The sequence below is a fragment of the Streptomyces sp. NPDC048751 genome, from assembly GCF_043198595.1.
In the GTDB taxonomy this organism is placed as follows: domain Bacteria; phylum Actinomycetota; class Actinomycetes; order Streptomycetales; family Streptomycetaceae; genus Streptomyces.
Genome location: NZ_JBICUX010000006.1, coordinates 133158 through 149506 on the forward strand (window position 1 = coordinate 133158; position 16349 = coordinate 149506).

The 16349-nt window shown below is 71.6% G+C and carries 15 protein-coding genes and 1 pseudogene; 9 read left to right on the top strand and 7 right to left on the bottom strand.

Annotated elements, in window-relative coordinates; genetic code table 11:
• Positions 1 to 35 precede the first annotated feature (35 nt).
• The 5 genes and pseudogenes from araD to ACGFNV_RS20405 form a co-directional block, all read right to left on the bottom strand.
• Entirely contained in the window at positions 36 to 1775 is a 1740-nt protein-coding gene (gene araD / locus ACGFNV_RS20385; RefSeq protein WP_393624291.1) for an L-arabinonate dehydratase, read from the bottom strand.
• Positions 1772 to 2683, bottom strand: coding sequence for a dihydrodipicolinate synthase family protein (locus tag ACGFNV_RS20390; protein ID WP_393624293.1), 912 nt, complete (start codon positions 2681 to 2683; stop codon positions 1772 to 1774). The genes araD and ACGFNV_RS20390 overlap by 4 nt, the downstream gene beginning before the upstream one ends.
• Positions 2680 to 3345, bottom strand: a complete 666-nt coding sequence (locus ACGFNV_RS20395; RefSeq protein WP_133930502.1) for a GntR family transcriptional regulator — start codon at positions 3343 to 3345, stop codon at positions 2680 to 2682. Before ACGFNV_RS20395 ends, ACGFNV_RS20390 begins: the two co-directional genes overlap by 4 nt.
• A gap of 160 nt (positions 3346 to 3505) precedes the next feature.
• A pseudogene (locus tag ACGFNV_RS20400) lies at positions 3506 to 4301 on the bottom strand (MBL fold metallo-hydrolase); the annotation flags it as partial.
• A 160-nt stretch (positions 4302 to 4461) separates the two neighbouring features.
• Entirely contained in the window at positions 4462 to 5058 is a 597-nt protein-coding gene (locus tag ACGFNV_RS20405; protein WP_393624295.1) for a TIGR03086 family metal-binding protein, read from the bottom strand.
• Positions 5059 to 5215: 157 nt separating this feature from the next.
• Between ACGFNV_RS20405 and ACGFNV_RS20410 the strand changes: the two genes are divergently transcribed.
• A complete protein-coding gene (locus ACGFNV_RS20410; protein ID WP_393624296.1) occupies positions 5216 to 6439 on the top strand; it encodes an MFS transporter in 1224 nt (407 codons plus the stop codon).
• Here the strand turns inward: ACGFNV_RS20410 and ACGFNV_RS20415 are convergent.
• Complete coding sequence (locus ACGFNV_RS20415; protein WP_393624298.1) at positions 6376 to 7539, bottom strand: hypothetical protein; 1164 nt, start codon at positions 7537 to 7539, stop codon at positions 6376 to 6378. The two genes, ACGFNV_RS20410 and ACGFNV_RS20415, sit on opposite strands and share 64 nt — an antisense overlap.
• A 19-nt stretch (positions 7540 to 7558) precedes the next feature.
• Positions 7559 to 8500 carry a 5-dehydro-4-deoxyglucarate dehydratase gene (locus tag ACGFNV_RS20420; RefSeq protein WP_393624299.1) on the bottom strand — a complete coding sequence of 314 codons (942 nt, stop codon included), beginning with the start codon at positions 8498 to 8500 and terminating at the stop codon, positions 7559 to 7561.
• Positions 8501 to 8726: 226 nt separating this feature from the next.
• Here ACGFNV_RS20420 and ACGFNV_RS20425 point away from each other — a divergent pair, with 226 nt between their 5' ends.
• The 8 genes from ACGFNV_RS20425 to ACGFNV_RS20460 all read left to right on the top strand — a co-directional run bounded on the left by ACGFNV_RS20425 (position 8727) and on the right by ACGFNV_RS20460 (position 16303).
• A complete protein-coding gene (locus tag ACGFNV_RS20425; RefSeq protein WP_393624301.1) occupies positions 8727 to 9536 on the top strand; it encodes an NAD-dependent epimerase/dehydratase family protein in 810 nt (269 codons plus the stop codon).
• A 266-nt stretch (positions 9537 to 9802) separates the two neighbouring features.
• Positions 9803 to 10573 carry a DeoR/GlpR family DNA-binding transcription regulator gene (locus ACGFNV_RS20430; RefSeq protein ID WP_393624303.1) on the top strand — a complete coding sequence of 257 codons (771 nt, stop codon included), beginning with the start codon at positions 9803 to 9805 and terminating at the stop codon, positions 10571 to 10573.
• A gap of 77 nt (positions 10574 to 10650) precedes the next feature.
• Positions 10651 to 12024: an ABC transporter substrate-binding protein gene (locus ACGFNV_RS20435; RefSeq protein WP_393624305.1), complete on the top strand. Its 1374-nt coding sequence runs from the start codon at positions 10651 to 10653 to the stop codon at positions 12022 to 12024.
• Positions 12021 to 12959, top strand: a complete 939-nt coding sequence (locus tag ACGFNV_RS20440; protein ID WP_393624307.1) for a carbohydrate ABC transporter permease — start codon at positions 12021 to 12023, stop codon at positions 12957 to 12959. Before ACGFNV_RS20435 ends, ACGFNV_RS20440 begins: the two co-directional genes overlap by 4 nt.
• Entirely contained in the window at positions 12956 to 13780 is an 825-nt protein-coding gene (locus tag ACGFNV_RS20445; protein ID WP_393624308.1) for a carbohydrate ABC transporter permease, read from the top strand. Before ACGFNV_RS20440 ends, ACGFNV_RS20445 begins: the two co-directional genes overlap by 4 nt.
• The gene (locus ACGFNV_RS20450) at positions 13777 to 14766 is read left to right on the top strand and encodes a zinc-dependent alcohol dehydrogenase family protein (RefSeq protein ID WP_393624310.1); all 990 of its coding nucleotides are present in this window, start codon (positions 13777 to 13779) and stop codon (positions 14764 to 14766) included. Before ACGFNV_RS20445 ends, ACGFNV_RS20450 begins: the two co-directional genes overlap by 4 nt.
• 55 nt (positions 14767 to 14821) lie before the next feature.
• A complete protein-coding gene (locus ACGFNV_RS20455; protein WP_133930512.1) occupies positions 14822 to 15049 on the top strand; it encodes a hypothetical protein in 228 nt (75 codons plus the stop codon).
• Positions 15050 to 15112: 63 nt separating this feature from the next.
• Complete coding sequence (locus tag ACGFNV_RS20460; RefSeq protein ID WP_393624720.1) at positions 15113 to 16303, top strand: TerD family protein; 1191 nt, start codon at positions 15113 to 15115, stop codon at positions 16301 to 16303.
• Positions 16304 to 16349 lie beyond the last annotated feature (46 nt).

Below are 16349 nucleotides of genomic sequence, written 5' to 3' on the forward strand. Positions count from 1 at the left end.
GGGCAGACGGGTGCGAGGTCGTACCACTGGGGGGGTCAGCCGGCGTACGGGTCCTGCACCTTGCCGGGGCGGGCCAGGAACTCGAAGTCGCAGCCGGTGTCGGCCTGGGTGATCTGGTCGTTGTAGAGCGCGCCGTAACCTCGCTCGTACCGGGTGGGCGGCGGCGTCCACTCCGCACGGCGCCTCTCCAACTCCTCGTCGGGGACGTCGAGGTGGAGCGTGCGCGCCTCGACGTCCAGGGTGATCGAGTCACCCGTGCGCACGAGCGCCAGCGGTCCGCCGACGTACGACTCCGGCGCCACGTGCAGCACGCACGCGCCGTAACTCGTCCCGCTCATCCGGGCGTCGGAGATCCGCACCATGTCCCGCACGCCCTGCTTGAGCAGGTGGTCGGGGATGGGCAGCATGCCGTACTCGGGCATGCCGGGGCCGCCCTTGGGTCCGGCGTTGCGCAGCACCAGCACGCTGTCGGCGGTGATGCCCAGCTCGGGGTCGTTGATGGTCCGCTGCATCGTCTTGTAGTCGTCGAAGACGACCGCGGGACCGGTGTGCTTGAGCAGGTGCCGTTCGGCGGCGATGTGCTTGATGACGGCGCCGTCGGGGCAGAGGTTGCCGCGCAGTACGGCGACCCCGCCCTCGCTCGCGACCGGGTTCTCGCGCGGGCGGATGACGTCGTCGTTGTGGACCTGGGCGCCGGCGATCTGCTCGCGCAGGGTGTCGTGCGAGACGGTGGGCCGGTCCAGGTGGAGCAGGTCCGGGATCCGGGAGAGGAAACCGGGCAGGCCGCCGGCGAAGTGGAAGTCCTCCATCAGGTACGTCCGGCCGCCCGGGCGGACGTTGGCCAGGACGGGGACCGTGCGGGCGATGCGGTCGAAGTCGTCCAGGGTGAGCTTCACACCGGCGCGGCCGGCCATGGCGATCAGGTGGATCACGGCGTTGGTGGAGCCGCCGAGGCCGAGGACGGTCGTCACGGCGTCCTCGAAGGCGTCGCGGGTGAGGATCTCGGAGAGGACGCGCCCCTTGTGGACTTGTTCAACGATCCTCATGCCCGCCGCGGCGGCCATCCGATCGTGCCCCGAGTCCACGGCCGGAATGCTCGACGCTCCCGGAACCGTCACCCCCAGCGCCTCCGCCGCCGCCGTCAGCGTCGACGCCGTCCCCATCGTCATGCAGTGGCCCGGCGAGCGGGCGAGGCCGTTCTCCAGCTCGGCCATCTCGCAGTCCCCGATGAGGCCGGCCCGCTTGTCGTCCCAGTACTTCCACATGTCGGTGCCGGAGCCCAGGACCTCGTTGCGCCAGTGCCCGGGCAGCATCGGCCCGGCCGGCACGAACACGGTCGGCAGGTCGACGCTCGCGGCCCCCATGAGCAGGGCGGGCGTGGTCTTGTCGCAGCCGCCCATCAGCACGGCGCCGTCCACCGGATAGGAGCGCAGCAGCTCCTCGGTCTCCATCGCGAGCATGTTGCGGTAGAGCATCGGGGTCGGCTTCTGGAAGGTCTCGCTGAGGGTGGAGACCGGGAACTCCAGCGGGAAACCGCCCGCCTGCCACACGCCCCGCTTGACCGCCTGCGCCCGGTCACGGAGGTGCACATGACAGGGGTTGATGTCCGACCAGGTGTTGAGGATCGCGATGACGGGCTTGCCCAGGTGCTCCTCGGGCAGGTAGCCGAGCTGACGGGTGCGGGCGCGGTGACTGAAGGAACGCAGGCCCTCGGTGCCGTACCACTGGTGACTGCGCAGCTCTTCCGGGCGCTTCTTGTCGACCGGTGCGTTCATATGGACCACCTGGCGGCGATGGCGGCGACCTCCGCGCGCTCGTCCTCGGGCAGCGGCCTGCTCGGGGGGCGTACGTCGCGGCGGCACTGTCCGAGGGAGGCGAGGGCCTCCTTGACGACGGTGACGTTGTTGGCGGAGCCGTTGGCCGCGCGCAGCTCCTCGAAGCGGCGGATCTGCTCCCAGACCTTCATCGCGGCCGGGAAGTCACCGGATCGAAGCGCTTCGATCATGTTCAGCGAAACGGCCGGGTTGACGTTCACGAGCCCCGAGGTGAAGCCGGTGGCTCCGGCGGAGAAGTACGAGGGGGCGTACGGCTCGGCGAGACCGGCGACCCAGACGAAGCGTTCCAGTCCCGCGTCCCGGGCGAAGGCGGCGAAGCGGGCCGCGTCCGGGACGGCGTACTTGACACCGATCACGTTCGGGCAGACGTCGGCGAGTTCGGCGAGCCGGACACCGGCCAGCTGCGCGTTGCGGATGTACGGGACCACGCCCAGCTCGGGCACGGCCTCGGCGATCGCGCGGTGGTAGTCGACCCAGCCGCTCTGCGAGACGTACGGGTGGACGGGCTGGTGGACCATCACCATGGCCGCGCCCAGTTCGCGGGCGTGGCGGGCGGAGGCGATGGCGGTGGGAATGTCGTGCCCGACCCCCACGAGGATCGTTGAACGATCCCCCGCCTCATCGATCGTCATCTCCGTGACGAGCCGGCGCTCCTCGGGGGTCAGGGCGTAGAACTCGCCGGTGTTGCCGTTGGGGGTGAGCGTGGTGATCCCGCCGTCGAGCAGTCGGCGCAGCAGGGCCCGGTGGGTCTCCTGGTCGACGGAGCCGTCCTCGGCGAACGGGGTCACCGGGATCGCCACCACGTCGGCCAGGGCCGCCCGCTGGGTCTCGAACGCCACGCTGCTCATGCCTGACCTTCCTCTGCCTGGGCCTCTTCGGCCTCGGGGAACGCGCGCCGCACGAAGGACGCGATATGGGCGTGCAGGGCCCGGGCAGCGCCGTCCGCGTCGCCGTCGAGGGCGAGCCGCAGGATGTCGCGGTGCTCGGCGGCCTCCCGCTCCCAGGAGGGGTCGGCGGCCCAGGCGACGGCGGAGACCAGGGCGGCCTGGTCGCGGACCTCGTCGAGCATCCGGCCGAGCAGCGGGTTGCCGCACGGCACGTACAGCGCGCGGTGGAACTCCCGGTTGGCCAGGGAGCGTTCGGCGGTGTCGGTGGCGTCGTCGGCCCGGGTCAGCGCGTCCCGCGCGGCGTCGAGCGAGGCTCCGCGCCGCACCGACCGGCGCAGTGCCTCCGGCTCCAGCAGCAGCCGCACGTCGTAGACCTCGCGCGCCATGTCCGCGTCCACCATGCGCACCGTGACGCCCTTGTACTGGTTCATCACGACCAGCCCGGTGCCGGCCAGGGTCTTCAGCGCCTCGCGCACCGGGGTCTTGGACACCCCGAACTGTGCGGCGAGCTCCGTCTCGACCAGGGCCTGTCCCGGGGTCAACTGCCCGGTCAGGATGCGGTGTTTGATCCCTTCCAGCACATATTGCGTGCGGGACGGGATCGGCGTGGGCACAGAGGTCATGCGCGCCTCTCGGATCTCACGGATCACAGGATCTCGGATCGGATCTCACATATCGCGTCTCATATATGACGTACGAAGTACGACGCGATGAACCTAGGGAGGGCTCCCGTGTTTCGTCAATGCTTCCGGCAAAGGAAGTTGGCGTTGCGTCAGATCGCCCGGTCTCGCCCACTCGGGCGGTGGCGGTGGGCCCGCCGAACACCGAGGCCGCCCGGGCGGTCGCCGATTCGGGGGTGAGGGTGGGGCCGACGTGGGTGATGAGCAGCTGCCCCACGCCCGCCTCCCGCGCCGTGCGGCCGACGTCCTCGGGGGTCAGGTGGACCTGTTCGCCTTCGCGATGCCGATCGATGTCGGCCTCGCACAGGAACAGGTCGGCGTCATGGGCGAGCCCGGTCAGGGCGGCGCAGGGGCCGCTGTCCCCGGAGTAGGCGAGCCTCCTGCCCTCACCGTCGCCCTCGCACGTGGCCCGCAGGCCGTACGCCTCGACGTCGTGCACGACGGCACGCGAGGTGAGCAACAGCCCGCCGTGCCGGACGGTGTGGCCGTCGTCCAGGGGCTGGAAGTCGAACGTGTCCGCCAGAAAGCCCGCGTCCGGGCGGCCGAAGAAGCCGGCCAACCGCTGAGCGCACTCGCGCGGGGCGTGGACGGGAACGGGCGCGGCAGGGGTGAGCCCTCCGTACGCGAGACCGTGGAACGCGGAGAGCAGATCGGCGATGGGGGCACCGCCCGGTCGAGCGAAGTCGAGACTGGGGGAGATCGGCATGGAGATGCGAGATCCAGATCGCGCTGAGCCGCGCCGGATCCGTGTGCCGCTGCAACTCGGCGAAGCTCCCGGGCCCCGCGTCCACCCACACCTCGGCGCCACCCCCGCGCAGGAGATACCCGGAGCAGGGCCGGTCGGGCTGCGGGTGGGGGGAGGCGGTGCCGAGGACGGTGAGGCTGAGGTCGGAAGACATGCGCGGAGCGTACGGTCGGCCCGGATCGCCGCGCCTCCGGAATACACCCCTGGGGCCGGGTCTCCTCGCCTCGCGGCCAGCTCACCCGACCCGCACACTCCGTCCCGGCCGCCAGGCCCCCCACCGCTCCCCTACGACCCCAGCAACACGCCTCCCCCTCTCACCGCCCGCTCCTCCACCCCGGGTCCCGTCCGCTCAAGCCCACCGCGCGGTCCAGCAGGGGTGCGTCGGAGGGTACCGGGACGACGGGGCCGAAGATCTCGCCGCGGGAGGGGTCGTCGACGGAGGCGAGGAGGAAGGCGTACGACGCCTCCAGCGCGGCCGGGTCCGGCTCGTACGGCCGGCCGGTGGCGCGGGCCAGGTCCCAGGCGTGGATGACCAGCTCGTCGACCGCCACGGCACCGGCGACCGCGCCCGGCATGTCGAAGCCGCCCGCGCGGGTCATGCCGGTCCAGGCGGCGGGGTCGCGCCAGGCGTCGGCGAGCTCGTCGAGGACCTTGGGCAGCTCCTCGCGCCAGCCGGGGCCGATGTCGGGCACGGCGGCGGTGGGGCTGGTGTCGGTCGTGACGCCCAGGTCCTTGCGCCCGGCGTCACGGAAGGCGGCGGCCAGCCCGAGCAGATGCCCGAGCATGTTGCGCACCGCGGTGCCCGGGCACGGGGTGACGTCCGTCAGCTGCTCGTCCCGCACGCCCGCCGCGAGACGGGCCACGATCCGGGTCTGCGGTCCGAGGTCGAGGGTGATGGTGTCTGTGTCCATACCCCTGCAGACCCCCGCGCACCGCGGAACTCATCGGTCGCCGGTCCGAGAGCGGGCGAGCCCTACGACCCCGGTCGCGACGGGCTCTGCGGCCGACGGCCGTATAAGGCACCTGCCTGATCCGGGCACCCCCGCCTTAGGACCACGATGACCGGGCATGACGACGACTTGGACGGTGTCGCGCGTGCTGCGCGACCGCGATGCGGCGCTGTATCTCGGCGCGGTGGTGGTGTCCGGCCTCGGTACGTCGGCCCTGTGGCTGGCGTCCGGTGTGTGGGTGAAGGACCTGACGGGGTCGGACGGGCTGGCCGCGCTGTGCACGTTCGCGCTGTGGGTGCCGTCCCTGGCGGGACCGCCCCTGGGGACGCTCGCCGACCGCGCCCGCCGCAAACCCCTGCTCATCACGGTCAACCTGCTGCTGGCCGCCCTGCTCCTGACCCTGCTCACCGTCGACTCCGCGGCCGGCCTGTGGCTGCTGTTCACGGTGCTGCTGGTGTACGGCACGGCGTCCGTCGTCCACGACGCGGCCGAGTCGGCGCTGGTCGCCGCGGCCGTCGCCCCGGAGTTGCTCGGTGACTTCAACGGGCTGCGGACGACGGCCGTCGAGGGCATGAAGCTGGTCGCCCCGCTGGCGGGCGCGGGCCTCTACGCGGTGTACGGCGGCCCGGGCGTCGCCGTCCTGGACGCGGTGACCTTCGTGGGCGCGGCCCTGCTGTACCTGTGTGTCCGGGTCCGCGAGAGCGCCCCGGTGCCGGCCACGAGCGGCTGGTGGGAGCAGACCGCCGAGGGCGCCCGGCACCTCTGGCGGGACGCCGGGCTGCGGCACCTGGTCCTGGCCGGCGGTACGACGATGCTGTTCGCGGGCGTCAACGGCGCGCTGGTCTACGCGGTCGTCGAGGGCCTCGGCCACTCCCCCGCGTTCGCCGGTGTGCTGTACGCCGTACAGGGTGCAGGGTCGGTCGTGGTCGGGCTGGCCTCGGGTGTCGCCCTGCGCCGCCTGGGCGAGCGCCGGTTCGCGGTGGGCGGGATGGCCCTCACGGGTGTCGCGGTGGCCCTGCGGGCGGTGCCGTCGGACGCGGTGGCCCTGGTGTGCAGCGCGGCGATCGGCGTGGGGCTGCCCTGTGTGCTGATCGCCGCGCTCACCGCCGTGCAGTCCCGGGTGCCGCAGCGGATGCTGGGCCGTGTCGGCGCCACGGCCCACACCCTGATGTTCGCGCCGAACGCGGTCGGTCTCGCCGCGGGGGCGCTGCTGGTGGAACTGGTCGACCACCGTCTGTTGTTGGTGGTCCTGGGCCTGGCGCAGCTGGCCGTGCTGGCTCAGAGTCCGCTGAGCCCCTTGCGTACGGCTTCCAGGTCCGCGTCCGACGCCAACCCGGCGTGATACAGCCGCAGTTCCGTGGCCCCGAGGTCACGGGCCCGCGCCGCGTCCGCCGCCAGTGTGTCCGGGCTGCCGCCCATGCCTGAGACGACACCGAGGTTGGCGGCGACGACGGCGTCCGCGCGGCCCTGCTCGGTGAACGGCGTCAGCAGGCCGGGCCCGCCCGCGCAGGGCACGACCACACCGTCCGCGACGGACAGGATGTGCGCCGGGTCGACGCCGGGGTTGGCGCCGACGTGGTACGTCACGGGGTCCGCGTGCAGCAGGATCTGGAACCCCTCGGGGGCGGCCGCTCGGACGGCGGCTACGGCCGCCTCCTGGAGCGTGCGGGCGGTGTCGTCGCGCCACGCGCGCGTGGCCGCCGCCGTCGCCTCGCCGAGCAGCTTCTCCACACCCGCCCAGCTCCCGTCGTCGGGCGCGCCCTGCCAGAGCGGCTCCAGCGCGGTGCGTACGGCGGCGGCCAGCTCGTCGGCGTCGAGGCCCTGGGCGCCGTACCCGTCCCGGCAGGTGGAGCAGAAGCAGAGCGCCATCAGGTACTGCCCGGCGTCCCCGAGGCCGACTCCGGCGGTCTTGTCGTGGGCGTGCAGGTGTTGCAGGCCGTACCAGCCGAGCGACTCCAGCTCGGTGCCGCCCGCGCCGGGCCGTACGGCGGCCTCGGCGGCCAGGTCGACGAGGTACGCGCGTGTGGCGGGCTGGGCGATGCACGGGGCCCACGGGTAGCGGTCGCCGTAGGCGTTGACGACCGAGGTGCCCGGGTGTTCGGCGCCCAGACGGGAGTTGTGCGCGAGGACCACCCAGGTGTGCACGTCCAGACCGGCGTCGGCGAGGGCGGTGGCGGCCTCGCCGTACGCGTCGCCGGGAGCCCAGTCACCGGCCGGGTAGGGGCGCAGGGGGCGGCCCTCCCAGCGCTCGTCCGTCGGGTAGAGGACGGCGGCGTGCTCGGCGGTGACGATGCGGTGGCGCGGGTGGCGGGGGGTGAGCGCGCGGGTGGAGTGATAGGCGGCGGCGAGCGTCACCTGCTGTACGCCGAGCCCGGCGATGCGGGCCGGGGCTTCGGGGTCGCCGTTGACGTCCCAGGGGTAGACGAATGTCGACGCCTTCACGTGTCCTCCTGCGGCAGCATTACTTGTTGTCGTCCAGCAGCGCGTACCCACGCTCGATCACCTGCGCGAGCTGCTTCACATGATCCTCGCTCGGCTCGTGCAGCGGGGGCCGGACCTCCCCCACGTCGAGGCCGCGCAGCCGTACGCCGGCCTTGACGAGGGCGACGGCGTAGCCGCGACCCTGGGCGCGCAGTTCGACGAACGGCCGGTAGAAGCCGTCGAGCAGCCGATGCGCGGTGGTGTCGTCGCCGGAGCCGAGGGCGTCGTAGAAGGCGCGGGCGATCTCCGGGGCGAAGCAGAACACGGCGGACGAGTAGAGCGTGATGCCGAGGGCGCGGTAGGCGAGCTGGGTCTGTTCGGCGGTCGGGAGGCCGTTGAAGTAGAGGAAGTCGCCGGGGACCTCGGAGCGGACCGCGCTGACGATGCGCTGCATCAGGTCCAGGTCGCCGAGCCCGTCCTTGAGCCCGATGATCCCCTCGGTACGCGCGAGTTCGACGACGGTCTCGGGGGTGAACACGGCATTGTCGCGCTGGTAGACGATGACGGGCAGGTCGGTCGCCGAGGCCACCTCGCGGTAGTGGCGCAGCAGTCCTTCCTGCCCGGCGATCACGAGGTAGGGCGGCATGGCGAGCAGCCCGTCCGCCCCGGCCGCCCGCGCCAGTCGCCCGTACCGCACCGCGAGCGCGGTGCCGTAGCCCGCGCCCGCGATGACCGGCACGCGCCCGTCGGTCTCCGCCACGGCGGCCCGCACGCACGTCTCGAACTCCTCGGGCGTGAGCGCGTGGAACTCCCCGGTGCCGCAGCACGCGAAGACGGCGGCGGCCCCGGCCTCCACGCCGCGGCGGACGTGCGCGCGGTAGGTGTCCAGGTCGACGGAGCCGTCGGGGCCGTAGGCGGTGACAGGGAAGAACAGCGGGCCGCTGGGGACACGCAGGCGTGCGGCGAGCGGGGCTGGCGTCACGGGCTCTCCCTAGAACAGGCGCTCACTCTTATGATCCTTGTTTACATTTCTGAACGACGACCACCCTAAGGAGCCGTGCGAGGGGCGGTCAAGCGCGCATGCCTCGTCACGGCGGCGAAGGTCCAGCTCCGCGCCCTACTTGACGCAACGCGGCCGCGATCCCTAGCGTGTCCATGAATGTGAACCCTGTACAAGAATGCGGCTGTCGACGCAAGGAGACCCGAGGATGCCAGCTCCCCGCACCGTTCTGCTCACCGGCGCCGCCGGCGGGCTCGGCACCCTGATGCGGGACCTGCTCCCGGACTACGGCTACGAGCTGCGCCTGCTCGACGTACGGCCCATCGAGGGCGAGCCGGACGCGATCGTGGCGGACCTGGCCGACAAGGACGCCCTGCGCGAGGCCGTGCGGGGCGTCGACGCGATCATCCACCTCGCGGGCATCTCCCTGGAAGCCCCCTTCGAAAAGATCCTGCGCTCGAACATCGAGGGCACCTACAACCTGTACGAGGCGGCCCGCGAGGAGGGCGTCGGGCGGATCGTCTTCGCCTCCTCCAACCACGCGGTCGGCTTCACCCCGCGCCCCCAGGGCGACGACCCCCTCATCCCGATCGACACCCCCCGCCGCCCGGACACCTTCTACGGCCTGTCCAAGTCCTTCGGCGAGGACCTCGCGCAGCTCTACTGGGACAAGTACGGCCTGGAGACGGTGTCCGTGCGCATCGGCTCCTGCTTCCCGGAGCCGACCAGCGTGCGGATGCTCTCCATCTGGATGAGCCCGGCCGACGCCGCGCGCCTGCTGCACGCCGCCCTGACCGCGGAGAACGTCGGCCACACCGTCGTCTACGGCTCCTCCGCCAACACCCGCCTGTGGTGGGACCTGAGCACCGCGCGGGCGCTCGGTTACGAGCCGCAGGACGACTCCGAGCCGTACGCGGAGAAACTGATCGCCGAGCAGGGCGACCTCGACCCGGAGAAAATCGCCCACGCCTACCTGGGCGGCCACTTCGTCAGCGAGCCGCCGATCTGGCCGTACTAGCCGATCTGGTCGTAGTGGAAGGGCCGAAACTCAGCGGGCGGGCACCGAACGGGCCCGCCCGCCGCCGCATTCGGGCACCGGCGGCGCCCGATCCCACGCCGCCCGGCACGACCACGCAGGTCCGAGCCGGTCACTCCGCTCGCCAAACGGGCCGATACGGGCAGCATCGGGCGCGCAACAAGCCTGGTCACCACCGCGCCTCGGCTGTAGAACTTCCCCCATGGCCCGCACCGGGCCCGAACGGGCAGGAAGCGAGGTGGGTACGGATGACCCCCAGAACGGCGGAGGAGCGCCAGCGGGAGATCGTGCGGGTCGCGCGCGCCACCGGCTCGGTCGACGTCACCGCCCTCGCGGCCGATCTGGGCGTCGCCAAGGAGACCGTACGACGGGATCTGCGCGCCCTGGAGGACCACGGACTGGTGCGCCGCACGCACGGCGGCGCCTACCCCGTGGAGAGCGCCGGCTTCGAGACGACCCTCGCCTTCCGCGCCACCAGTCACGTCCCCGAGAAGCGCCGGATCGCGGCCGCCGCGGCCGAGCTGCTCGGCGACGCCGAGACGGTCTTCGTCGACGAGGGCTTCACCCCGCAGCTCATCGCCGAGGCACTGCCCCGGGACCGGCCGCTGACCGTGGTCACCGCGTCCCTGCCGGTCGCGGGGGCGCTCGCCGAGGCGGACCACATCTCCGTCCTGCTCCTCGGCGGCCGGGTACGCCCCGGCACGCTCGCCACCGTCGACCACTGGACGACGAAGATGCTCGCCGGCTTCGTCGTCGACCTCGCCTACATCGGCGCCAACGGCATCACCCGCGAACACGGCCTCACCACCCCCGACCCGGCCGTCAGCGAGGTCAAGACGCAGGCCGTCCGGGCCGCGCGGCGCACGGTCTTCGCGGGCGTGCACACCAAGTTCGGCGCGGTCAGCTTCTGCCGGTTCGCCGAGGTCGGCGCGCTGGAGGCGATCGTGACGAGCACCCTGCTCCCGGCGTCGGAGGCGCACCGCTACGCGCTGCTGGGGCCGCAGGTCATCCGGGTCTGAAAATCCAACTCACTCATCCACAGGGCACCTCCATGCCGCGAGGCGCCCGTTACATCCCCTATGTCCAGGAGCGATCCATGCGCACCCAGAGCCGACGACGGCCACCGCGAGCCACGCTCGCCGCGGCCGCCGCAGGGACGCTGCTCGCCCCGCTGCTGTCCGGCTGCTGGGTCGGGGCCGGCGGGGCGGGGTCGGGCAGCGACTCCCTCAACGTCCTGATGGTCAACAACCCGCAGATGGTGGAGCTGCAGAAACTCACCGCCGCCCACTTCACCGAGGAGACCGGCATCAAGGTGAGCTTCACCGTCCTGCCGGAGAACGACGTCCGCGACAAGATCAGCCAGGACTTCGCCAACCAGGCCGGCCAGTACGACGTCGCCACCCTCTCCAACTACGAGATCCCGATCTACGCCCGCAACGGCTGGCTGCACGAGATGAACACGTACGTCGCGAAGGACCCGGCGTACGACGAACAGGACGTCCTCAAGCCCATGCGCCAGTCCCTGACCGGCGACGACGGCAAGCTCTACGGCCAGCCCTTCTACGGCGAGTCGTCCTTCCTGATGTACCGCAAGGACGTGTTCGCGAAGAAGGGCCTGACGATGCCCGCCCACCCCACCTGGGACCAGGTCGCCGACCTCGCGGCGAAGGCGGACGGGGCCGAACCCGGCATGAAGGGCATCTGTCTGCGCGGACTGCCCGGCTGGGGCGAGGTCATGGCACCGCTGACCACCGTCGTGAACACCTTCGGCGGCACCTGGTTCGACAAGGACTGGAAGGCCCGACTGGACTCACCGGAGTTCGAGAAGGCGACGAAGTTCTACGTCGACCTCGTCCGCGCGCACGGCGAGTCCGGAGCCGCCCAGTCCGGCTTCGCCGAGTGCCTCAACAACATGACCCAGGGCAAGGTCGCCATGTGGTACGACGCCACCTCGGCGGCGGGCTCACTGGAGGCGTCCGACTCCCCCGTCAAGGGCAAGATGGGCTACGCCCCCGCCCCCGTCGAGAAGACCGACTCCTCCGGCTGGCTCTACACCTGGGCCTGGGGCATCCAGCACGCGTCCCGCAACCCCGACAACGCCTGGAAGTTCGTCTCCTGGGCGTCCGGCAAGCAGTACGAGCAGCTGGTCGGCGACAAGATCGGCTGGTCGAACGTCCCCGCCGGCAAGCGCGCGTCGACGTACACCAACCCCGCCTACGTCAAAGAGGCGGCCGCCTTCCAGGAGATGACCAAGGAGGCCATCGAGGGCGCCCGCCCCGACGAGCCCGGGGTGCAGCCGCGCCCGGCGCCCGGCATCCAGTTCGTCGGCATCCCCGAGTTCACCGACCTCGGCACCAAGGTCTCCCAGGAGATCAGCGCGGCCATCGCCGGACGCCAGTCCGTCGAGAAGGCCCTGAAGAAGTCCCAGCAGCTCGCCGAGCAGATCTCCGAGGAGTACGAGGGACGATGACCGCCACGACGACAGCCCCACCGGCCGCCCTGCCCGTACAGGCCCCGACGCAGCCCTCCGCGCGGCTGCGCGCCTGGGCCACCCGGGCGCCGCTGCTCCCCGCCCTCATCTTCATGATCGTGGTCACCCAACTCCCGTTCGTGGCCACCCTGGTGATCTCGTTCTTCGACTGGAACGCCCTCTACCCCAAGGCCCGCCACTTCACCGGTCTCGACAACTACCGCCAGGTGCTGACCGACGCGGACCTGCGCCACTCGGTGTGGACGACGGTCCTGCTGACGGTCACGGTGGTCCTGGCGAGCCTGGTCCTGGGCCTGCTGCTCGCCCTGCTCCTCGACCGCAGGTTCGCGGGCCGGGGCGTGGTCCGCACCCTCCTCATCGCCCCCTTCCTGGTGGTCCCCGTGGCGGCGGCGCTGCTGTGGAAGCACGTCCTGTACAACCCCGAATACGGCCTGTTCAACGGCCTGTTGCACTACGTCGGCGGCCCACAGCCGGACTGGATCTCCCACACCCCGCTGCTCGCCGTCGAGGCGTCCCTCGTCTGGCAGTGGACGCCGTTCATGATGCTGATCCTGCTGGCCGGCCTCCAGAGCCGCGACCAGCAGCAGCTGGAGGCGGCGAGGGTCGACGGCGCCAACGACTGGCAGATCTTCCGTCATCTGACGCTCCCGCACCTGCGCCGCTACCTGGAGCTGGGCGCCCTGCTCGGCTCGATCTACATCGTCCAGAACTTCGACGCGGTCTTCACGATCACGTCCGGCGGCCTGGGCACGGCGAACCTCCCCTACACCGTCTACCAGAGCTTCTACCAGGCCCACGAGAACGGCCTCGCCTCGGCCGCCGGCGTCCTGGTGGTCATCGGCTCGATCGTCATCGCGACCTTCGCCCTGCGCGTGGTGTCGTCCCTGTTCCGCGAGGAGGTGTCACGCGCATGAGCGTCGTACGCCGAAACGGCCTGGGCCTGCTCGCCTGGCTGCTGGGAATCCTGTTCTTCCTCCCCATCGCCTGGATGGCCCTGACGTCCTTCCACTCGGAGGCGGACGCGGCGACCAACCCGCCGTCCTTCACCGCCGCCCTGACGCTGGACGGCTACCGCGAGTTCTTCGGCACGGGCGGCGGGGCGAGCCCCTGGCCGGCCCTGATCAACTCGACCGTGGCGTCGGTGGCGTCGACGCTGCTGGTCCTGCTGCTCGCGCTCCCGGCGGCGTACGCGCTGTCGATCCGCCGGGTCCGCAAGTGGACGGACGTCCTGTTCTTCTTCCTGTCGACGAAGATGCTGCCGGCGGTGGCGGGCCTGCTGCCCATCTACCTCTTCGCCAAGAACGCGGGGATGCTCGACAACATCTGGCTGCTGGTCGTCCTCTACACCTCCATGAACCTGCCGATCGCGGTGTGGATGATGCAGTCCTTCCTGGCCGAGGTCCCGGTGGCGGTGATCGAGGCGGCGCGGGTGGACGGGGCCCGCCTGCCGACGGTCCTCGCGCGCGTGGTCGCCCCGATCTCGCTGCCGGGCATCGCGGCGACGGCACTGATCTGCTTCATCTTCAGCTGGAACGAACTCCTCTTCGCACGGGTGCTGACCGGCGTGGTCGCCGAGACGGCCCCCGTCTTCCTGACCGGTTTCATCACCAGCCAGGGCCTGTTCCTGGCGAAGGTGTGCGCCGCGTCGCTCGTCATCTCCCTGCCGGTGCTCGCCGCGGGGTTCGCCGCCCAGGACAAGCTGGTCCAGGGCCTGTCGTTGGGAGCCGTGAAATGAAGGCCGCCGTCATCGAGTCCGTGGGCCGTGCCGTCGTCACCGAGGTCCCCGACCCGACGCCGGGCCCCCGCGAGGTCGTCGTCGAGGTCGCCGCGTGCGGCCTGTGCGGCACCGACCTGCACATCCTCCAGGGCGAGTTCGCGCCGAAACTGCCGATCGTGCCCGGGCACGAGTTCGCCGGCGAGGTGGTCGGGGTGGGCACCCAGGTCACGGAGGTCTCGGTCGGCGACCGGGTCGCGGTGGACCCCTCCCTGTACTGCCACGAGTGCCGCTACTGCCGCACCGGCCACAACAACCTCTGCGAACGCTGGGCCGCGATCGGCGTGACGACCGCCGGCGGCGCGGCACGGTACGCGGTGGCACCGGTGGCGAACTGCGTACGGCTGCCCGAGCACGTCCGCACCCAGGACGCGGCCCTGGTGGAGCCGCTGTCGTGCGCGGTGCGCGGCTACGACGTCCTTCGGTCCCGCCTCGGCGCCCACGTGCTGGTCTACGGCTCCGGAACCATGGGCCTGATGATGCTGGAACTGGCGAAACGGACGGGCGCGGCGAGCGTCGACGTCGTCGACGTCAACCCGACCCGCCTGGAGACCGCCCGCCGGCTCGGCGTCTCGGGCTCCGCCGCGAGCCCGGACGAACTGGACCGCCCCCAGGGCTGGGACGTCGTCGTCGACGCGACGGGGAACGCGGCGGCGATCCAGGACGGCCTGGAGCGGGTGGCCAAGGCCGGCACGTTCCTGCAGTTCGGCGTCGCCGACTACGCGACCCGGGTGACGATCGACCCGTACCGCATCTACAACCAGGAGATCACGATCACCGGCTCGATGGCGGTCCTGCACAGCTTCGAACGAGCGGCGGAGCTCTTCGCGAACGGCGTCCTCGACCCCGAGATCCTCATCAGCGACCGGATCCCGCTGGACCGCTACCCCGAGGCGCTGGACCAGTTCGCGGCGGGCGTGGGCCGCAAGATCGTCGTGGTCCCGTAGGGCGCGGCGGAAAACCCGTGGGGGCCGTCCACCGGCAGGCCCTACCATCGCCCCCATGCCCCGCCCCCACGGTTTCCGCTACGAGCAACGCGGCCCCGACACCGTCCACATCACCCACCACAACCGTCCCGCCACGACCCTGCACGGCGCCAGGGCCGCGCAGTTCCTCGCCGAGGTCGAGGCCGGCGGGGCGGACCCCCAGCTCGTCATGGCCCGCTGGACCGGGAACTACAAGCGGGGCAACGAGCGCACGGCCCGCGACCACCCCCGGAACCGCCGCTGACCCGATCGGTCGCTGGTAAGGGAACGGTAAAGCGACCTGGCTCGTTCACCCGGCATGACAGCTATGACCCCCGGCTCGAACATCCCTCTCTCCGCCCCGCGCGTGACGGTGGACGTCGCCGCTCCGGTGCGGCTCGACGTATCGGGCCTGCTGCTCACCGCCGACGGCAAAGTGCGCTCCGACGACGACTTCATCTTCTACAACCAGCCCGCCGGCCCGGGCGTGACCTACCGCTCGGGCGGTGGCGCCGCGCCGGACGCGATCACCGTCGACACCACCGCCCTCCCCCCGGGCATCGAGAAGATCGTGGTCACCGCCAGCCCGGACGCCCCCGGCCAGAGCTTCCAGGGCATCGAACCGACCGCCACCCTCCGCAACGGCGACGACAACAGCGTCCTGGCCACGTTCACGCCGCCGCAGCTCGGCACCGAGACCGCACTCGTCGTCATGGAGATCTACCTGCGCGGCGGCGTCTGGAAGGCCCGCGCGGTCGGCCAGGGCTACGCCAACGGCCTGGCCGGCATCGCCACCGACTTCGGCGTGTCGGTGGAGGAGCCCGCCGCGCCCGCCCAGCCGGCGGCTCCCCCGACGCCCACGACGCAGGCACCGGTCACCCCGCCGGCCCCGCCCATGCCCCAGGCCCCGCCCCCGTCCGCTCCCGCCGCCCCCGGCACCGGGAAGATCAACCTCGACAAGGGCCGCGTCAGCCTCCAGAAGAACCAGACCGTCTCCCTCGTCAAGGGCGGCCGCCCGCTGCTCTCGCAGGTCAAGATGGGCCTCGGCTGGGAACCGGCGTACCGCGGCAAGGACATCGACCTGGATGCCTCGGTCATCGCCTACGGTCCGCAGCGCAACCACATCGACAGCTGCTACTTCGGCAAGCTGTCCATCGTGGGCGGTGCGATCAAGCACTCCGGCGACAACCTCACCGGCGAGGGCGGCGGCGACGACGAGGTCATCGTCGTCGACCTGGGCCGGATCCCGCAGGAGGTCTCCGGCCTGGTCTTCACCGTGAACTCCTTCTCCGGCCAGAAGTTCACCGAGGTCGCCAAGGCCTACTGCCGCCTCCTCGACGCCGCCACCGGCGAGGAACTGGTCCGCTTCGACCTGACCAACGCCGAACCGCAGACGGGCGTGATGATGGCGAAACTGATCCGCCAGTTCTCCGGCGAGTGGGAGATGACGGCAATGGGCGACTTCGTGAAGGCCCGCACGGTACGGAACATGGTGAAGCCGGCGGCGCAGGCGTTGTAACGACCGGTACGCATCCAGGGTGCCCCCGTTCCAGGGGGCACCAGGT